The following is a 19,909-nucleotide window of genomic DNA, read 5'->3' as shown; positions in this document are numbered from 1 at the left end:
CTATAAGAGCGGTAAGAAATAGATCAGCAATTTCCTACATCAGCGCCACTACAGAACTACCAATGTATGCTTTTTAAATTTGAGATATTTTTGTCTTTAATAACAAGGAAAAAACATCTGGGCAAATGGGGTTAGTTGTTTCTAGTAAGAATAATCTGAGCCCGTGCGGTCCTTGAGTTATTGCAAATCAAGAACCGAGGTTTTTATAGATGTGATACTACAAACTCAGACATTATCGCGGTAAATTGTCGTGTTGCCTGATTGGCAGCAACCACACCACCATAAGGGTTATCTACAGGACATGGGATTTGCAAGCTAATAATTTTAGAGCCCATCACTTTGTTATCCGAAACCCGAGTCAATACAACCTTTGCTGAAAACTGGAGTACGCTGGGTTTGCGCAGGAAGCTTTGCTCCAAAGAAAGTAATTGTGTGTCTAAACGATAATCAGCACCCTGACTGTATGAGCTTGAAAGCACCGCATAGAAAACACCTGTTTTTTGTAAGCTTTGTACCATTAATGGATAAAGCATATCCGCTGGTGGGTTACTCCAAGCATTTTTTACAAATGATTCAAGTTGAAAAGGCTTATTCACATACAGCATTTGTTCTGATTGGTAGCCAGCAGCTGCATCAGGTTGCGTCACCCATAAAGCAATGCGCTCAGGATGTTTAGCGAGTTGTTTACCGCTATAAGCTGTTAATTGATATTGGTTCGTCGCAGGAATTTTAACTGGTGAACAGGCAACGAGCATTAAACAAACCAAGCATAACCCTAAATTAGTTAATCTTCTCATTACTTACTCTCCAGGTCCTGGTTTGGGAGCAGAACTCCCACGAATTACTACCGAAGGATTTTGACGCATTTCATTACTAACCTTTTCCAGGTTTACTGAAATCGCATTTAATCGACGTAATAATGTAGATGCAGGCGCCAAAGTTTCTTGGGATAATTTTTCTAAGGTGTTTCTACCTGCTCCCATAGTACTTGATACACTAGTTCCTGCATGGCTTAAGCTATCCGCCATAGTTTTAAATTTAGAAACCCCTGTTTGTAACTCTCTAAGCAATTGCGGGAACTCTTTACTGGATTTTGCAAGGTTAGTTAAAAAGACATCCGCATTTTTTAAACTGTCATCGATATGTGGGCTATTTTCTGCAACCACATGAGTTACCTTTTCTACATTATGTAAAATGCGAGCCACATGTCGGGCATTTTTCTCATTGAAAATATGTTTAGCTTGGGTGCTTACATTATTAATGCTTTCCGAAACCTCCTTTAAGAGGTTATCTAATTGATTAAACAAAGAGGGTTTTGCGGGAATGACTGGATAGGGTTCGCCTGGAAGCTTTGGTAAAGGCGTCAAATCTGAGGTGCTGGCACTTAAACCGATATAAGTTACTCCAGTAATTCCTTGGGAAATTAAAGTTGCAGAGGTACTTGTTGTAATGGGAGTACCGTTTTCAATTGCTAAAATAATTTCCACTTGTCGTGGATCATTCTTATTCAGTTTAATTTCATTAACATAACCCACTTGTACCCCGTTAAATTTAACCGGCGCGTCTTTACTTAAACCCGAGGCTGCCTCATGTAAATACACGGTAAAATTACTATATGATTTTTGATTAAAACCAACAGATAGCCATAGCATGGCAGACAAAAGCCCTACGAATAGAACTACGATGAAGACACCAATTAAGGTGTAGTTGGTTTTTGATTCCAAAAAATTTATCTCCGAAACAATAATCTGAGTTAAGGACTATATCTTACTGAAATAATCAGCGATTAATTCGTTTTTATTTTTCATTAATTCATTAATGGGCTCTACACTTAAAATTTGCCCATCGCCAACAAATGCCACGCGATCAGTAGTACGTTTTAAAGATTCAATATCATGACTTACCATAACAATCGTAAGATTTAACGAGTCACGCAAAAAAACTACTAAATCATCAAAAAGACGTGCGCTGCGCGGATCCAAACCCGTAGTGGGCTCATCAAGAAATAATAACTCAGGATCCATAGCAATTGCACGTGCTGCCGCAGCCCTTCGCTGCATCCCGCCACTAAGTTCCGAAGGCAATTTTCCCGCAGCCTCTTTAGGCAAACCAACTAAAGCTATTTTTAATAAAGCTAATTCGCGCATGAACTCAGCATCGAGATCCGCAAACTCCTGCATAGGAAACATGACGTTTTCTAAAACATTCATCGAAGCAAATAAAGCGCTGTGCTGAAAGAGCATGCCCCAGCGGCGTCTCAACATAAATGACTGATGCGCATCAAGGTTACTGATATCCTGGCCAAATATTTTAATCTCGCCCGCAGTTGGTTTCAACAACATCAATAAGCTACGTAAAATGGTGGTCTTTCCACTACCAGAACCCCCAATAATCGCCAGAATTTCACCTCGGTTTACCGTCAAATTAACGTCCCGATGTACCCATTGACCACCAAGAAAATTCTTCATCCCTTTGATTTCAATAATGGGGTCACTCATCTATAACTTCATCCAGCTGTAAATAATTGAGTAAATTGCATCGGCAATAATAATTAAAAATAAAGACTGCACTACGCTTTTGGTAGTCTGGCTTCCAATATTATTTTCAGTGCCCGCCTCAACTCTAAATCCTTGAAAACAACCGACTAAAGCGATAATCAGGGCAAATGCTGGTGCTTTATAAAGGCCGAGTCGAAATTGAGAAATCCCTACAGAATCTCTTAACCGCTCCAAAAAATCAATAAACCCTATACCTAACATATTCTTGGCCATAAACATGGAGCCTAAAATACTAAAAATATTCGACCAAAAAATTAATAAAGGAAAGGTTATTAATAGTCCGATAACTTTAGGTAATACCAGATGCTCAGTAGGCGATAAGCCCATAGTTAACAAGGCATCAATTTCCTCATTAATTTTCATACTGCCTAACTGCGCGGTAAACGCAGAACTTGTTCGTCCAGCCACAATAATTGCGGTAATTAATGGAGCAAATTCCCGAAAAATTGCCATTCCTGATAGGTAGGCAATAAACGAATTAGCGCCATAAGTAGTTAATTGCAGCCCCATTTGATAAGCCAAAACCACACCGATTAAGAATGAGAGCAATGCTAAAATAGGTAATGCTTTAATACCCGTGGAATCAAGATTAGACATAATGCTAGGAAATTGAAAACGGCGCCAGTTTCCGAATGCGTCAAAAATACGAGTAGCTAGATCACCGATTAAAACAACTAAGCCATCAACCTGGCGTAGTTTTTTCTCTGATTCTTTACCTAGCTTATAAAAAAAATTTTCTTTCTCAGGAGCAGGAATCTTATAAGATAAAGCCTCGTGTTTATCAGTAATTAAATCAAGAAGCTGGCGTTGTCGTTCAGAAAAGTCTGTTAACTCAACTTGATTATCGCGTTGCTTTAATGCATCGATACATTGAATTAGGGTTAACGCACCAGCGCTATCAAAATGACTAATATCCCTGCCATTGATGCATACTTTTTGTGCTTGAGGTAATGCGCTTGTCGTAAATTGTTTAACTACATTACCAACATCCATAACAGACCAAGCACCCGTACAGTTAAACTGACCGAGTTGCTCATCAAATATTATTTGCGGACTATTATGTTGTGCCATGAGGTTTGATTTAAATAAAAAATTATCACAAGAATAATACGAATATTAATGAAGCGCAAAACTAATAATTTATTTTGGGCTGTAGCCTTATTAGAATTCTTTCTAATAAGGCTCAGGCTTAGGAAGTCAAGAATTTAGATTAGCGTACTTTTAAGCTAGAAACTTTTTCATCCACTGCGCCAACAGCATTTGCAGTAGCCGTATTAAATTCAAATAAAGTACCTCTATACGCGCAGACTGCAATATATCCTACACCGAGTCCAAGAATAAACGCTCCAAGGTTACCAAAAAAGTTTTTTGCCCAACCGCGATGCTTATTTATTATTTTCATGTCCTCAGTATTTTCATCAAGCAATGCTTTAGTTTGACCTTTGAAATGTTCTAAATCGCCATCTTCAACATATTTTTCAGCTAAGGCTGTAATTGCCTCGTGAATCCGATATGTAGCCTCAGTTACATCCTTATAGGCAGGTCCCTGTGTAGACATTCTTCGACATTTTTTATAAACATTGAGCAGCTCATCTTCAATACGTGCAATTTCTTTTTTTCTTTGTGTTTGCTCTAATCCCAATACAGGAGGCTCAAATACCGCTTCTCTAGGTTCATCGAGAACCAATTCATTAATTATAAATTCTGGTTCTACAATATTATTTTCAGCCAAATCCTCGTTCGCTAAACTAGAAGATGAATCGTCTTCAGGTTTAATCACCACCGGTGTTAGTGCCTTTTCTTGATCCGCGAATGCTTTTTTAATCCGAGCATCTAAATTTGTAAGAGTTTGCAGCTTCTCCAGAGATATACCTTTACAAGCCTTACTTGAAAGAGAATATTTAGGTTGACTTCTATATTCGCTTTTCAGCTGTTCAAGGCGTGTTAAAGATTCACACTTATTTATTTTATCTACAAGGCTTTCTCTACTTTCTACCACTTTAGTAAATGCGGCTGATTTCTTTTGAGCATTTCTTCCCATTAGTCACCTCAATCATATTAATTTCACAAGTTGCGCATAAAATAAACCAAAAGAAACAAAAATACTAGTCAGAAAGGCAAATTAATCGGCAAAAATTAAAAATATTACTGCTTATCTAGGGTCTTAGGCTTTAAAATGGGAGCAATTACCATTGCATTGGCTGACTCTTCTTGAAAAAATCCTGTGTTAACGTCCTGTTTCAGGTAGTTTGTATTGCTATTTTATGATACAATTCACTTCATTTTTTCAAAACAAACATCAGGTATGCAAGGCAATAAAAGTCAATTTGACTCACGCAAACGCTGCCTTATTAAACTGCGTAACGCCGGCTAAACAGAGGAGAAAGCATGCCTTTAGCGCCCAATACTGACGAATTATTTTCTGGCTTTTCAAAACTTTCCCGGGAAGAACGCTTTAAAAGATTACTTGCTTTAGGGGCAATTACTCCTGAAGACATTAGTTTTCTTAAAAATGGCGGGATAAAGGATTTAAACCTGGCAGATAAATTAATCGAGAATGTTATTGGCTATTTCCAACTTCCTTTAGGCGTAGCGACTAATTTTAATATCAATGGCCTAGATTATGTTATTCCTATGGCTGTTGAGGAAACCTCTATTATTGCCGCTTTATCCAAATCAGCTAAATGGATTAGGCAATGTGGTGAAATCAAAGCATGGGTTCATGGGGAATGTATTCTTGGGCAAATCCAATTAGCCCAAGTCCAGGATTTTCAAAAATTCTCGCGCATTTTTGCGGAAAACCGCCAATACCTTATTGAAAAAGCCAATAAAGATGTAGCGGCCAATATGGTAAAACGAGGTGGTGGCGTTGTCGATTTAAGTTTACGTCATCTACAAAGAGCAGATGGTAAAGACATGGCGGTAATTCATTTGATGATGAATAGTTGTGATGCCATGGGAGCCAATATCATCAACCAAGTTTTAGAGTATTTAAAAACTCCTATTGAAGAATTAACTGGTGAAGAAGTCACCATGTGCATTTTGTCCAATCTTAACGATCAAAAACTAACTACAGCACAAGTAACAATCAATACTATTGATCCTGTTCTTGGACAAAAATTACAAGAAGCCTCGCTGTTTGCCGAGATGGATCCCTATCGTGCCGCCACTCACAATAAAGGTGTGATGAATGGTATTGATCCAGTTCTAATTGCTACGGGAAATGACTGGCGCGCTGTGGAAGCTGGGGTACATGCTTATGCTGCTCGAGAAGGCCAGTACCAGGCAATTACGCGCTGGCGTTATGAGAATGGCGTGCTTACTGGGCAATTAACTGCACCTATTGTTGTAGGCACAATTGGCGGTGTTACAGCACTTCATCCTACAGCAAAAATGTGTTTACGCATGATGAATATCAGCTCAGCCAATGAGCTCTCTCAGGTGATTGCCGCTGTGGGCTTAGTACAAAATTTAGGCGCCATAAAAGCCTTATGTACCGAAGGCATTATCCAAGGCCATATGAAACTACACATTGATAATCTTCTCTTAGCAGCAGGAGCTAATGAGAATGAAATGCCTGAGCTAAAAGAGCGCCTGCAAAACTGGCTGCATATGCATAAGCGTATTAGCCTCAACAATGCGCATGACTTGCTCGCAGAAATCAGACAAACGCCGATTGCTGTATGAAGTGGCTAATCCCTGCTAAGACTTTTTTATTAGGTGAATACGCTGCGGTAGCCGAAGCATCCGCAATTGTGTTAACGACTACCCCATGCTTTGAGCTATCGCATAGTGCCGAACCTAATTTAGTCGGGATTCATCCGCAATCGCCAGCAGGCTTGTGGTGGTCCCAACAAAAAGATTTAAAAACTGGCTTATCCTGGCATGACCCTTACGAGGGCTGTGGCGGCTTAGGCGCTTCCAGTGCGCAATTTCTGGCAAGCTATATGGCCAGTTGCATGCTTCAAGAAAAACCAGCAGATATGAACAACATGCTCGAAGCATACTACCAATCCGCATGGACAGGTAAAGGCCTAAGGCCAAGTGGCTATGATGTGATTGCTCAGTCCCAACAAGGATGCGTCTATATTAATAAACAGAACAAAGCGATTCTGTGCTATGACTGGCCTTTTCAGGATTTGTCTTTTTTCCTCATTCATACAGGGGTAAAACTGGCAACACACCATCATTTACAAGATACCGCTTTACCCAGCCAAATTGATTATCTATCAAATCTTGTTGATACTGCTAAAAATGCATTTGAACAGCACGACTCCCAACAGTTGGTAACATGCATCAACCACTATCATATAAAATTGGCTGAATTAGGCTTGGTAGCAGAGCATAGCCTGCAATTGATTAATCAATTAAAAAGCTATCCCGAAGTGCTGGCAATAAAAGGCTGTGGCGCTTTAGGGGCGGATGTTATATTGATCCTAACCTCTCGAAGTGAAGCCCCAGCATTCAAGAGCAAGCTACAACAAGAAAACCTCATCCTTCTAGCAACTGAAAATTTATTAAATTTTAGCCAGCCGCTATTAGCGATAAAATAACATCAAAAAAAGTGGCCCCCGCATAGCCTTTACTGCCCTGAAAATGCATCTAAATGCTAAAAGCCTGGGAAGATGCCCATCTAGAATCCAATTGACAAATAAATAACATGACTTAAATTTGCGCAAGATAGACGCACGCAATTTAATCTGTTGATGGTCCTATTAGCCAAACAACGCTGTACTGGAGGAACCTGCGCTACTCCAAATTTTATCAATTCACTAATTGGGAAATCCGAAGCACCCCCATACATTACAGGCAACAATTAGAAGACCTTATCACTCCAGCCCGGTGCTTGAACTGGCACAGATATTAAGCCTGCAGGAACTAGCGAGCATGCTCGAAGCGCTATGCAGAGCAAGCCAACTTGAGGCCAGGATCTAGGCAAAGCTTCTTTAGGCCGAGTAGTTCTAACGTTATATAGGTAACGTCAACCTCCTCAGATAGCCCCAGCCGCAATAAAATCAATTGCCTTAATACAAACAGGATGATTAAGGCAATTAATTAGTATAACAAGCCCCTACTTTCAGTAAGTCATCCGCTAAACTAAAATATAAATTAGCAATATCATTGATATACAAAAATAAACCAACTTATCTAGTTTAGTACCAACAATACTCTACATGACAAAATAAATGAGCCCTTGAACGATAAAATTACAAAAAAAATGACAAAGATCACAAAAAACACTTGAAATTCTGCGTCAATACGGTATTATTTCAGCCTCTTTAGGGCCGTTAGCTCAGTTGGTAGAGCAGGAGGCTTTTAACCTCTGTGTCATAGGTTCGAATCCTATACGGCCCACCAGTTTTTGTAGTAGAGTGTAGTAGTTTTAAAAGTTTTGCCCTAAAGGGCCGTTAGCTCAGTTGGTAGAGCAGGAGGCTTTTAACCTCTGTGTCATAGGTTCGAATCCTATACGGCCCACCATTCTTGGTCATCAAACCAATCAACCGACCAAGAACATTCAACATCAGAATTCACACCCCAATGCGCTCGTAGCTCAGCTGGATAGAGTACTTGGCTTCGAACCAAGGTGTCGGGGGTTCGAGTCCCTCCGAGCGCGCCATATAATCGGGGTCTTTCCCAATTACGGGGGCACCTTAATCACCCGCAGAGCACCTTAACACGTACCCTATAATTTTCAAAATTTCGAAACCCATAAGCCCTTCTTTGAATCAATTTCATCTTTCGATGAAACCCTTCTGTTATTCCATTAGATTTGCTAAACCGCCACATTCTAGCCACCTCATCTTTCCAAGAGGTTAAGGTCCTTCCTAATGAAACTAATGCCTTAAATCCACTTTGTTTTAATTCATCAAGCATGCCCAAGAAGGTAGGTATCACTTGGCGACAAGCACGCTGAGTTAATGCTCGTTTCATTAATAGAGCATGAAGCTGTTGCTGAAATTGATAGATGGCATCAATCGCGGGGTTCTGAATTAAAAACGCGTCTCGTTTAACTTTCTTTTCTGCACTTAAGTTATCTGGTCGGGTTCTAAGCAGAGCCAAGATACCCCTATTGCTTTTTATCTCACTGGATAGTTCTCGATAAGTCATCATGCATTGATGTTGAATTAAACGAATTACATGAAATCTATCCGCCACAATCAGGGCCTTAGGGAAGTACTTTTTTACTATCGAACGATACGTGCTACTTAAATCCATACACACTACTTTTACTCGTTCTTTTCCAGGTAACCGCTCTAGAACTTGTTTACTTTGACAATGACCACAACGCGCTAAACGACTATAGCGAACATCTAAGAGTAAGGGTTGATAACCACTCACTTTTACTATAGTAAATCCAGGTAAGTTTAGGATAAGATTATATTTCGGCACTTTAATTTCCTTTGATCGCTAAATCAAGGACTTAGTCTAGACTAATTTAATTAAAGTGCCCCCTTCGTTGGGGTAGAGCCAAAAAAGTAGAGGTAGCAAATTTGTAACATGTTTTACTACATCCTTCAAACCTAAGCCCCACTACCTGTATCCGCTCCCAAACCGCTGATTTTAAATTAATGCCTCATCAAAATTTCCATTTAAGAATCAATTAATTTCCAAAGGAGCGCTTTCTCTATTTAAAGCAATGTTGCTAACATTTAGGCAAATCAGTCCAAAACTCGACTAATGCAAGACCTGCAAATCTATGATTTGCTAACATAAATTTCTACTGTCTAAATTAGCCCTAAGAGCGCACTGATTTGCTTTATTTTTAATCCAAATGACAATTCATCAAGCGTTGATGATTAGCTTAGGAGCATTTAATGCAGTACCGATATACACTTCATGGCCTTCACTTTAAAAGCGGCCTTGAGTTAATGCAAGCCTTTGCAACCCTACCCGATGGCGTGAATTTTCTTGATTTGAGTTACAATTCCTTTGGCAACAAAAGCAGTGCTGAATTAGCACAAGCCTTTGCAGCCTTACCTGCCAGCGTGCATTCTCTGGATTTGAAGAACAACTTCCTTGGCAACAAAAGCGGTGCTGAATTAGCGCAAGCATTTAAAGCTCTACCAGGCAGCGTGTATGCTCTGCATTTGAGTTTCAATGCCCTTGACAAAAAAAGCGGTGCTGAGTTAGCGCAAGCCTTTGCAGCCTTACCAGATGGAGTGCTTTCTCTTGATTTGACCGGCAATTACCTTGGCAACAAAAGCGCTGCGGAATTAGCACAAGCCTTTGCTGCCCTATCAACCAGCGTGCATTCTCTTAACTTGAGTTTTAATACCCTTAATAAAAAAAGCGGTGCTGAGTTAGCGCAAGTCTTTGCAGCCTTATCAGATGGCGTGCATTCTCTTGATTTGACCGGCAATTATCTTGGCAACAAAAGCGCTGCTGAATTGGCACAAGCCTTTACTGCCCTACCAACCAGCGTGCATTCTCTTAATTTGAGCGGCAATTCCCTGGACAGAAAAAGCGGTGCTGAGTTAGCGCAAGCCTTTGCAGCCTTACCAGATGGAGTGCACTCTCTTGATTTGATTGGCAATTACCTTGGTAACAAAAGCGGTGCTGAATTGGCACAAGCCTTTGCTGCCCTACCAGCCAGCATAAATTCTCTTAATTTGAGTGGCAATTCCCTTGGCAAAAAAAGCGGTGCTGAGTTAGCGCAAGTCTTTGCAGCCTTACCAGATGGCGTGCATTCTCTTGATTTGAGCAGCAATTACTTTGGTAACAAAAGTGCTGCTGAATTGGCACAAGCTTTTGCTGCCCTACCAGCCAGCGTGCATTCTCTTAATTTGAGTGGCAATTCTCTTGGAAAAAAAAGCGGTGTTGAGTTAGCGCAAGCCTTTGCAGCCTTACCAGACGGTGTACATTCTCTTGATTTGAGCGGCAACTCTCTTAATCAAATACCTTTAGAAGAATTGAATAATTTGAGCAATTCACTTTCTAAGATAGAAACGATTACTCTAAGTGAATGCGAGATTAGGCAAATGAAGCAAATTAACCGTGCTGCATTAAAAGCAATTTTTCCTAATATTAAAACCATTATTTTATTAGATGATTCTGGAGCTATTAAGGGCGGCAATGATTTGGAAGCCCGTCACTATTTTGCCAGTAAGCAGGGATTAACCAAAACGCCTCCTAGCCTTAAAAGTAATGTGGCTGCTTTTTTTGCTCATCATAAAGAGTTTTATGAACACAATAAGGATTTACTACCTGAGGAGCTACAGCAATTTACACAGCACTTTAAAAGAAATCACTATGCTTGTTAATTAAAGCATAAGACCCTATAATGCCCTTTTTGTTCAAAAAGCAGGCATTTCACTATGGGAAAGAAAAAAACTCCAGAATCTCTCGAATTGATGTGTAAACGATACGGGGAACTAATGGGTAAAAGAGCTGGCAAAGCCGATAATATAGGGAAATGGACAAAAATTCCTGCAGACATTGAATCGGATAGTCGTTTTAAAAGTTTACCACTACAGGAAGCCGAAAAATACATCTATATCTATAGCTTGGCTTATCAAAAAGCATCCTATGCGCATAACTCTTCTTCTGGAGAGCGGTATGTAGATGAAATAAAAAAAACAGCCATGTACTATGGAAGCCGCATGGCGCGCTCATACCTTCACCCAAGCTCTGATTACCCACAAAAACTTAAAGAAGCATCAGAGTACAAAACGGCTTTGCCACAAGTTAAAACACAATACCATGAATATTACAAAGCTTATCGTGATTTTTATTACGAATTAGGAAAATTAGATGTAAGCGAGCATGGAAAAGAGCTGATCCTATTAGAGGCTTTAGCCTTTGGAATAGGTAGCGCTCACGCAAGTGTATTTTTTTCTTCAATACCTGAAATACTAACAAGGCAAGACTTGTATCATAAATTATCTCCTTACTTACAGCACAAAATATACCTAATATATCTTAATCCTCAGGAATACATTAAGAGTTCCATTAGTGAGCATATTGCAGCTCAATATTTGAATTTAAGGGAGCCTATCATTGAAGGCATGGAGTTAGGTACTGCGGTTCAAGACGAGATAGTGCAAACCCCTGATGATAGCACTACGACTACGACTACGACTACGACTTTGAGTGTGAACCCAGAGCCAGCAATTAGCTTACATAATGAAGTACGAGGAGGCATTCACTCGAAATATATTACTGGAATCCCTCATCCTCAACTGCCAAGAGCACCTTTCTTTTTTAGAAGGAATGCTGCAGAGCGTCAAGAAATTCAATTTATTCCGATTCATAACAATATTACTCCTGGCTCCGATATTTATAGCCAAAATATTCTAGGTATTACTTTTGTTGCACGTTTAATATCACTCGATGCGAATAGAGATCCACGTCAAATCTCTACATTCATCTGCGCAGGTCGAAAAGCTAATGCATTGGTTCCGCTGCCTTCCCAAGGGCGATGCGCCCTAATTTGTACCGAGGAAGAGCTTGATGAAATTATCCCTCATTTATCAGAGCATCACGACATACTAGTAATCGACATGATCGATAGCAATTATAATGGGCTCTATACACAGCTTAACAGCATTACCGCAAGACGGATCGCCGCATTCTTATTTGCCTTTCATTTTGCGCTAGATGAATTCATCATGCTGGATGATAATATCGAAAAAATATCATTAAAAAGCGACATTTCACCTATTTCGTCCTGGGATGATGTTTTTGGATACCTAAAAGAGCAGCTTGGCCAAAATGCTAGTTTAAGCGTTGCTACTATGAATGGCCGTAGGAAAAAACCAGGTGAATTAGGCTCAAAATTTTTCATGGTGAACATGAAGCTGATTCGCGAGCTACTTCAAGATGAAGAACAATTAATCGTCCTCTTCCCACATGCACTACAAGCAGACAAATGGGGTGAGGATTATTATTTTCAAATTTTCCTCCATTATTTATTTGAAAAGATAAATATCCCCGGGTATAGCATAATGCCGTTGGAGGATATTGGCCTACTACGCTCTAAGAAAAACCGTAATTTTTTTGCAATGAGCGGTAAAAAGGCTGAACTATTTGCAGAGCATGACCAGTTAGATTCTATTCCAAAAGAACTTGCCCAGATCTTAAATTGTACCGTTAAAAAATTAAACCAGATTATTAATGACAACTATAAGCAGCATGCTGCTCTTGATAAGTTCTTAGAGGATACAGACTTATTAGGCTTTCATTCTTTGGCAAATGCTGTAGAAGAAAGAACATCTTCGTCATTTCTGAATGCTTTGGCAACTAATGATGATTTTAAATTAAATTTTTATAAGCTAATTAATGAGTATGACTTCGAGAAAAGCATGCTACGTGATTATCAGGCTCAAGCTATAAAAGCAGTGCCTCAAGTTGATATATATCCAGCCCGTTTGACTTTGGCTACCGGAAGTGGGAAAAGTATTATCCAATTAACGCTTGCACTTATGGCCTATCATGCCTCCACTAAAAACCAAAGGATTTTTATTGTCACTCCTCAAATTGATTTAGTTAGGCAGTTGTACAAAGACATGAGGGAATACAATGAGTTGCTTCATAAACAAAATGATCCCCTGGCAATTTCCCCAAGTGATATTGTGACTATTTCGAGTCATACCCAAAGCCTTAGTGTGTCTTTGGTTAGAAAAAATAATTTATTTAAAAAGCAAAAATCCATCGTCATTTGTTGTGAAGACAGTTTTAACAAGTTATTGAAGGAAGATTTATCCGTAGTAATGGAGTCCAGCTTAATTTTATTAGATGAATACCATGAATATTCGCTTTCAGTGAAACAATTGGTGGATATTCTTCCCCCAGGTGGGCCATTAACCATCGCAAGCAGTGCCACTCCTCCTGCAGATGACATCATTCAAAATACATTATATTCTTTCAGTCTAACGGATGCTTTAAATGGACCCTATCATGCTTCAATTATTGCCTGTCCTTTAAATGTCTCCTATTCAAAAGAAAATGTGCAGAATTTAATTAAGTGTCTTCCTTTAATTTTGCAAAATCAATATCACCCAGGAGGTGAAGACGAAAATGCCCTTACGCTGGCTGAAAGTAAAGGAATTATTTATTTAGAATCCATTAAGCTTTGTGAGCAGGCACAACTAGAGCTAAGCAAAGCGGGCATTAGAGCATATGCCATTCATAGTAATAATCAGCAATCATCTGAAGAGGTAAGAGAATTTGTTGCAGACAGTTCCCCTGGCGTTTTGCTTGCCGTGAGAAAACTTCGCTTTGGATTTGATTGCCGTGATTTAGCTTGGGAAATTATTGCACGGAAACCTTCTCAAAAAGCAGCAGAACAAGATATAGAGCAAATGCTAGGACGTGTTATTCGCCCCTATAAAAATAAGATTGGCTTCATAATTACTTTTCAAGATATTTATCATACATATCTTGCTCCTCTGATTAAAAACCAACATAAAAAATCTAGGGTTTCAATAGACTTTTTAGCACATGAGATTGAGTATCATCTATTTACCGATGGCACTTGTAAATTAATTGATCTTGATTTAGAGGAGCTAGAGAATCCTATGCAACTGGTGGCGTCGGAACAAAAAAGTAGTCCAGGATTTTTTTCACATAAGCGAAAACACTCAGCACTTACTGATAAACCCGATGTGTTAAGACTCCTAACCACACCCTAGCCAATTATAATTCTAAGGTCAGAATACCCTATATTTTGCATTGCAGAAGCCGCTACAGCGGCTTCAATCTAAGAAAAAACCTAATAAGTTTATTTAGCTAAGTTCTAGTTGCCTATATACGGTTAATTCTTCTTTTTCTTTTATATTAAAAAGGGCTGGCATTTTTTCATGTATTTGTTTTATAAGAATTTCGTCTGCCTTAGGAAAATTTTCAAATAATATGATTTCATGCGAGGGCCGCTCAAAAAATTTATCCATTTCATTGGCATATTGCAAACTTACTTTACTTTTTTTATCTTGATATCGGCTAGTAATAAAACTTTCTCGAAGCGTTGGATCAATATCAATCATTATAAACTTAAGATCAGGTATGGCATTTAATAACTTAAGTCGGTGTTTATCGAGATACATTGCCTGTGAAATAGCAAAACTCTGAGCTGGGGTTTTTTCTTTTTGTGTTTTAATCACATCTATCAAAACATGAACAAATTCATCAATCATGTCTGGGGTCATTTGGTCATTTTCAATTAAGCAATCTTGCATTCTTGGGGTAATGTGCTTATCACCATCAATATGGAGGATGTTTAATTTTTCGAGTAGCTGCCCTATATAACTTTTCCCAGAACCGGTTTTACCAAACAAAAAATAAATAGTCATTGTTTGTTACCACGTAAATGTTTTATCAAATGACAATACATTAAAATAAAGAGGATGTGTACTTTATTTTATTTACCTTTAAGTAGTGTCTTACATAAGTATACAAAGGCCAAGGGCATTAACGCCAGGGAATCTGACTATTATTTAAAAATAGTGTTAATTATCTATTCTATAATTGAGAGAGATACTCAATAAAGGGAGAGGTAAATGAAAAAATTAATAATAGCTACCTTACTCATTGGCTTTAATACTGCAGCTCTAGCCGATAGCACCATCGTGATACACACCAAAACGTGGAAAAGTGTTCCCATAACAGTAGATACAGAAAAAAACATTTATATTATCCAAGGGACCCCACCTGAAAGTAACTTCTATTATACTTATTCTGGATATCGATGTTTAAGGGAAGAAACAAATATCGTAGGTGTGAATGCGGTTGTATACCATTCAAACATTCCCGGTGAGGGAGACATCTATTGCTATCCTGAATAATTCAAGAATTAGTTATTTAGCTTTATTAGAAATTAGATAACTCGCGTCTAAGGAACTCGTTATGAGTAAATGAATTAATAAAGAACGCCCTTTGTTTTATTAGAATGCGTCTTGCCTTCAGTCTTTGCCAATGCTCTAAATGCTAATGTTGCAGCACAAATGCCTAGGCAAAAGAAATAAGCTAGTGTGGGATTGCACAACTTCTACAAACTCAACCACTGCTCCATTTAAATATGATCTAGTTGGGTATTTAGAACGTTAGGGCCGCCCGTCATCCTTTGCAGTAAACTCCTCAGGATGACGTTTAAGGTTAGGCCATGCTCAACCCAAAAATCCTGCTACACCACAAATGTAAGTTGAGCAACCAATTGATTGGCATGGGCATTATGAGTACCCAAAGCAAATGGTACTGAAATAATTTGATTATTTGTAAGCATCCGCCCTCGTTTTAAAGTGCCATCCCCTAATCCACTGAATCGATAGCCTAGTCCGAAACGAGTATAGGGATTAACATCAAGGTCCACACCTAGACCAACACCATAACTAAATCGAATTGCATTATTTTCCCGGAAGAATGGAGATCCATCTATTCCTCCTGTTTGAACTGCTGTTGCTCGGAAATGCCCCATATAATTAACTGCTGCCCCTATTCCAGCTAAGGCATACGGATGAAATCGTCCATAAGTAGTCGTTAAAAGTTTCGCTGAGGCAAGAAATTGGTGAGCTCGGTAGTCATAGCGATAACGATATAACGTCGATGCTCCAGAAAGCATATCTACCCTATTAGAACCCTGTACCCCTACAGGACCAAAATAACTGTACTCTACACCTGCTTGCACCAATAAATTATACCAGGATATGGGATGTTCAACTCCGATAAATCCCCCAATAAAACCATCGCTTTCACCATCTTTTGAACTTCTATAGGAGTAAACTGTACCCTCGCTTCCCAAATAAGACGCCCTATCCCCGGCATTAATATTGGCATACCCCCCAAAAACAGAGATCACGGAACGATAACTCGTAGTCGCGCAATTAATACTGGATATCCCTGACTCACCGGCTAAAACACATGAAGAGTACAAGCAAGCCCCAACGATACTAAGAGCGGAAATTCCTAAACGCATGACATTTATCCTTAAATTATTTTTATGATGTGATATGAGTAGAGATGCTACCATAATATTTTGTGATAATAAGCAAGCAATTAGAATTTATGATATGTACTACTCTATACTTATAGGAAATCTCCAATGAGTTTTTTCTATGGGCAAAAACAATAAGGAAATTGCGGAGTCACTAGAAAAATTTTCCGACTTACTAGAAGCTTCGGGCGATAACCCATACCGTGTCCGAGCCTATCGGCGGGCTGCGCGCAGTATTTTAAAATTAGATACGAATATTGAATTACTACTTGCCCAAGGGTTTGATTTAACTACCCTTCCTTGGATTGGCGATAAAATTGCCGATACTATCAATCATCTACTTTCTTCAAATGAAGAGCTGGTATTAAAAAAGGACTCCAATAAGGTTTTGAATGAGTTGCAAGATATTCATGGTTTAGGGCCTCAAAAAATTAAGCTACTAAATCAAAAATATAATATTTATACCAAAAGAAGCCTGTTACGGGCTTTAGAAGCAGATACTATTTCTGAGTTTAATGAGCATTTAAAATCGGAACTTAAAAAAGAAATTCGCAAACCACGTAAGAAAAATAAATTTCTTCGCCTTTTTTATGCAATTACCGTAGTTGACTCATTGCTACGTCATTTGCGTGAGCTTCCAGGAGTTCAATGGGTGGAGTGCGCCGGCGAATTTAGGCGAAAAAAAGATGTAATTAATGAAATTGATTTTATTATTTGTACTCAAAACTTTACTAGCCTAATCAATCACATTACAAGTCTCAGTGCAGTAAAAGATTTAGTACAGCAAAGCGATGAATGCATCTCGGTAAATTTGCGGGTAGGGGTTAAAATGAACTTATATTCTCTACCTAAAGCATCTTTGGGGAGTGCTTTATTGTTTCATACTGGAAATAAAGCGCATGTGGAGCATTTAATTCAGCTCGCTGCCAATAAAGGATATTTATTACAAAAAAATGGATTATTTGCAGGACAAAAAACTTTTGAAAATGTTACAGAAAAAGATATTTATCATGCTCTTGATTTGGCTTATATCGAGCCCGAATTACGAGAGGATAAGGGAGAGATTACTGCTGCTTTAAACCATGCATTACCTCAATTAATTCAATTAGTAGACATTATAGGTGATTTGCATTCACATACTAATGAAACGGATGGAAGTGAGCCGTTGGAAAATATGGTCCATGCAGCCATACGTAAAGGTTATCACTATCTAGCGATCACGGATCATTCCAAACGCCTTGCAATTACGCATGGTCTCGATGAAAAAAGACTTTTACAACAAATTGCACAAATCGACAAACTAAATGAGCAATTAACGGACTTTATAGTGCTGAAGTCCATCGAGGTGGATATCCTGGAGGATGGCTCATTGGATTTATCCAATGATGTTTTAAAAGAGTTAGATATTGTTTTGTGCTCGATTCACTCTAAATTTAATTTGCCCGAATCCCAACAAACAGAGCGCATCATTCGAGCAATGGATAATCCTTATTTCGATATCCTAGGCCACGCTACTGGACGCTTAATTAAATCTCGCCCCCCCTATCCCATTACTATAGAAAAAATATTATGGGCGGCTAAAGAGCGAGGCTGTTTCATTGAGCTCAACGCTCAGCCTTATCGCATGGATATTAATGATGACTATTGCCAATTGGCTAAAAAAATAGGCGTTAAAGTGGCAATTTCTACAGATGCTCATAGTATTCGCAATTTTAACTTTATGCCGGTGGGTATTTATCAGGCGCGCCGTGGATGGTTGGAAAAAAGCGATGTGATCAATACCTACGAGTGGCCTAGTTTAAAAAAAATGTTACGTAAGCGCTAATCTGATAAACTGTAATCATTGCTTGCTGGGCTATTAATATACTATGATTTCCGCTACACCTAGAAATTTGTAGGACTTTTAGGCTGCAAAGTATGGCTTTTTAAGGATGACTAATAAGGGAAGTATTAATGACGGACAACAACAAAGCTCAAAAATTTACTACCAACGATGCTGGAATACCCGTTCCTAGTACAGAACACTCACTAACTGTTGGACCGAATGGTCCTATTGTTCTGCATGATCACTATCTCATTGAGCAAATCGCCAATTTTAACCGTGAGCGCATACCAGAGCGTCAGCCTCATGCAAAAGGAAGTGGGGCATTTGGGTATTTTGAAGTAACAGAAGATGTAAGTAAGTACACTAAAGCGGCATTGTTCCAGCCTGGAGTAAAGACTAACCTTGTCATGCGTTTTTCAACTGTTGCAGGTGAACGTGGCAGCCCGGATACCTGGCGCGATCCGCGGGGGTTTGCAGTAAAATTTTATACTAGTGAAGGAAATTTCGATCTCGTAGGTAACAATACGCCTGTTTTTTTCTTACGGGATCCAATGAAATTCCAGCATTTTATCCGTTCTCAAAAACGACGCGCAGATAATAATTTGCGTGATCATGACATGCAATGGGATTTTTGGACTTTGTCTCCTGAATCAGCTCACCAAGTAACCTGGTTAATGGGGGATCGCGGTATTCCTAAAACCTGGCGTCATATGGATGGTTTTTCCAGTCATACCTACATGTGGGTCAATGCAGAGGGAGAGAAATTCTGGGTAAAATATCATTTTAAAACCAACCAAGGCATTGCATGCCTAACTCAGGATGAGGCAGATTATCTCGCTGGAAAAGATGGCGATTATCATACGCGCGATCTCTTTGAAGCAATCAAACGGGGAGATTACCCAAGTTGGACGCTCCACATGCAAATTATGCCATTTCATGAGGCAGAAACGTATCGCTATAACCCATTTGATTTAACCAAAGTTTGGCCCCATGCAGATTATCCTCTAATTAAAGTAGGCAAACTTACCTTGAATCGTAACCCAACTGATAATCATACGGAAATAGAACAAGCGGCCTTTGAAATCAATAATATGGTTCCAGGAACGGGAATTAGTCCTGATAAAATGCTTCTTGCGAGAGTCTTTTCATATGCTGACGCGCATCGAGCAAGATTGGGCGTGAACTACAAACAAATACCAGTCAATAAGCCACAATGCCCAGTCCATAGTTACAGCAAGGATGGGACAATGCGGGTAGAAAATGTTGCTGATCCTGTTTATACGCCTAACTCCTACGGTGGTCCAACAGCCGATAGTTCACTCAATCCAGAAGTAGCCACATGGAATGCTCATGGGAATTTGGTACGTGAAGCCTATACGTTGCGTAAAGATGATGATGATTATGGTCAGGCTAATATACTAGTGCGTAGAGTAATGAATGATGAAGAGCGAAGTAGGCTCATAAGCAACGTTGTTGGCCACCTGAAAAATGGCGTTACCCAGCCAATACTAGAAAGAGCATTTCAATATTGGAAAAATATTGATCAAGACATTGGGAGACGTATAGAAGAAGGCATAAAAAATCCCTAATGCTTTAGTGTGA

The 19,909-nt window shown here is 39.2% G+C and carries 14 protein-coding genes, 3 tRNA genes and 1 pseudogene; 10 read left to right on the top strand and 8 right to left on the bottom strand.

Annotated elements, in window-relative coordinates; all coding sequences use genetic code 11:
* Positions 1 to 203: 203 nt before the first annotated feature.
* The 5 genes from BN3124_RS10205 to BN3124_RS10185 form a co-directional block, all read right to left on the bottom strand.
* Positions 204 to 797, bottom strand: coding sequence for an ABC-type transport auxiliary lipoprotein family protein (locus BN3124_RS10205; RefSeq protein ID WP_058534700.1), 594 nt, complete (start codon positions 795 to 797; stop codon positions 204 to 206).
* Between the two features lie 3 nt (positions 798 to 800).
* The gene (locus tag BN3124_RS10200; RefSeq protein WP_149865245.1) at positions 801 to 1,724 is read right to left on the bottom strand and encodes an MlaD family protein; all 924 of its coding nucleotides are present in this window, start codon (positions 1,722 to 1,724) and stop codon (positions 801 to 803) included.
* Positions 1,725 to 1,760: 36 nt separating this feature from the next.
* The gene (locus BN3124_RS10195) at positions 1,761 to 2,498 is read right to left on the bottom strand and encodes an ABC transporter ATP-binding protein (protein WP_058534698.1); all 738 of its coding nucleotides are present in this window, start codon (positions 2,496 to 2,498) and stop codon (positions 1,761 to 1,763) included.
* Complete coding sequence (locus tag BN3124_RS10190) at positions 2,499 to 3,629, bottom strand: MlaE family ABC transporter permease (RefSeq protein ID WP_058534697.1); 1,131 nt, start codon at positions 3,627 to 3,629, stop codon at positions 2,499 to 2,501.
* Positions 3,630 to 3,768: 139 nt separating this feature from the next.
* Positions 3,769 to 4,599, bottom strand: coding sequence for a hypothetical protein (locus BN3124_RS10185; protein ID WP_058534696.1), 831 nt, complete (start codon positions 4,597 to 4,599; stop codon positions 3,769 to 3,771).
* 347 nt (positions 4,600 to 4,946) lie between these two features.
* Between BN3124_RS10185 and BN3124_RS10180 the strand changes: the two genes are divergently transcribed.
* The 5 genes from BN3124_RS10180 to BN3124_RS10160 all read left to right on the top strand — a co-directional run bounded on the left by BN3124_RS10180 (position 4,947) and on the right by BN3124_RS10160 (position 8,175).
* The gene (locus BN3124_RS10180) at positions 4,947 to 6,245 is read left to right on the top strand and encodes a hydroxymethylglutaryl-CoA reductase, degradative (protein ID WP_058534695.1); all 1,299 of its coding nucleotides are present in this window, start codon (positions 4,947 to 4,949) and stop codon (positions 6,243 to 6,245) included.
* Positions 6,242 to 7,111 (top strand): mevalonate kinase family protein, encoded by an 870-nt coding sequence (locus tag BN3124_RS10175; protein WP_058534694.1) that lies wholly within the window; start codon positions 6,242 to 6,244, stop codon positions 7,109 to 7,111. The genes BN3124_RS10180 and BN3124_RS10175 overlap by 4 nt, the downstream gene beginning before the upstream one ends.
* A 729-nt stretch (positions 7,112 to 7,840) precedes the next feature.
* Positions 7,841 to 7,916 (top strand) — tRNA-Lys (locus tag BN3124_RS10170).
* Positions 7,917 to 7,960: 44 nt separating this feature from the next.
* A tRNA-Lys gene (locus BN3124_RS10165) sits at positions 7,961 to 8,036 on the top strand.
* 62 nt (positions 8,037 to 8,098) lie between these two features.
* Positions 8,099 to 8,175 (top strand) — tRNA-Arg (locus BN3124_RS10160).
* 38 nt (positions 8,176 to 8,213) lie between these two features.
* On the opposite strand, the pseudogene BN3124_RS10155 reads toward BN3124_RS10160, so the two are convergent.
* Positions 8,214 to 8,825 (bottom strand): annotated as a pseudogene (locus BN3124_RS10155) (transposase); the annotation flags it as partial.
* Between the two features lie 548 nt (positions 8,826 to 9,373).
* On the opposite strand from BN3124_RS10155, the gene BN3124_RS10150 reads away from it, so the two are divergent.
* The gene (locus BN3124_RS10150) at positions 9,374 to 10,819 is read left to right on the top strand and encodes a leucine-rich repeat domain-containing protein (protein ID WP_058534692.1); all 1,446 of its coding nucleotides are present in this window, start codon (positions 9,374 to 9,376) and stop codon (positions 10,817 to 10,819) included.
* A 54-nt stretch (positions 10,820 to 10,873) separates the two neighbouring features.
* Complete coding sequence (locus BN3124_RS10145) at positions 10,874 to 14,188, top strand: DEAD/DEAH box helicase (RefSeq protein WP_078061540.1); 3,315 nt, start codon at positions 10,874 to 10,876, stop codon at positions 14,186 to 14,188.
* 93 nt (positions 14,189 to 14,281) lie between these two features.
* Here BN3124_RS10145 and BN3124_RS10140 read toward each other — a convergent pair whose 3' ends face one another.
* A complete protein-coding gene (locus BN3124_RS10140; protein ID WP_058534690.1) occupies positions 14,282 to 14,845 on the bottom strand; it encodes a hypothetical protein in 564 nt (187 codons plus the stop codon).
* 207 nt (positions 14,846 to 15,052) lie between these two features.
* Here BN3124_RS10140 and BN3124_RS10135 point away from each other — a divergent pair, with 207 nt between their 5' ends.
* Entirely contained in the window at positions 15,053 to 15,337 is a 285-nt protein-coding gene (locus tag BN3124_RS10135; protein WP_058534689.1) for a hypothetical protein, read from the top strand.
* Between the two features lie 338 nt (positions 15,338 to 15,675).
* Here BN3124_RS10135 and BN3124_RS10130 read toward each other — a convergent pair whose 3' ends face one another.
* Positions 15,676 to 16,464 (bottom strand): outer membrane protein, encoded by a 789-nt coding sequence (locus BN3124_RS10130; protein WP_058534688.1) that lies wholly within the window; start codon positions 16,462 to 16,464, stop codon positions 15,676 to 15,678.
* 139 nt (positions 16,465 to 16,603) lie between these two features.
* On the opposite strand from BN3124_RS10130, the gene BN3124_RS10125 reads away from it, so the two are divergent.
* Entirely contained in the window at positions 16,604 to 18,307 is a 1,704-nt protein-coding gene (locus tag BN3124_RS10125) for a DNA polymerase/3'-5' exonuclease PolX (protein WP_058534687.1), read from the top strand.
* Between the two features lie 128 nt (positions 18,308 to 18,435).
* Positions 18,436 to 19,896: a catalase gene (locus BN3124_RS10120; RefSeq protein WP_058534686.1), complete on the top strand. Its 1,461-nt coding sequence runs from the start codon at positions 18,436 to 18,438 to the stop codon at positions 19,894 to 19,896.
* The last annotated feature ends 13 nt before the right edge of the window (positions 19,897 to 19,909 follow it).

This window comes from Legionella saoudiensis, assembly GCF_001465875.1.
GTDB lineage: Bacteria > Pseudomonadota > Gammaproteobacteria > Legionellales > Legionellaceae > Legionella > Legionella saoudiensis.
Note: the sequence above shows the minus strand (reverse complement) of the source record. Positions and strands in the feature narration are given on the sequence as shown.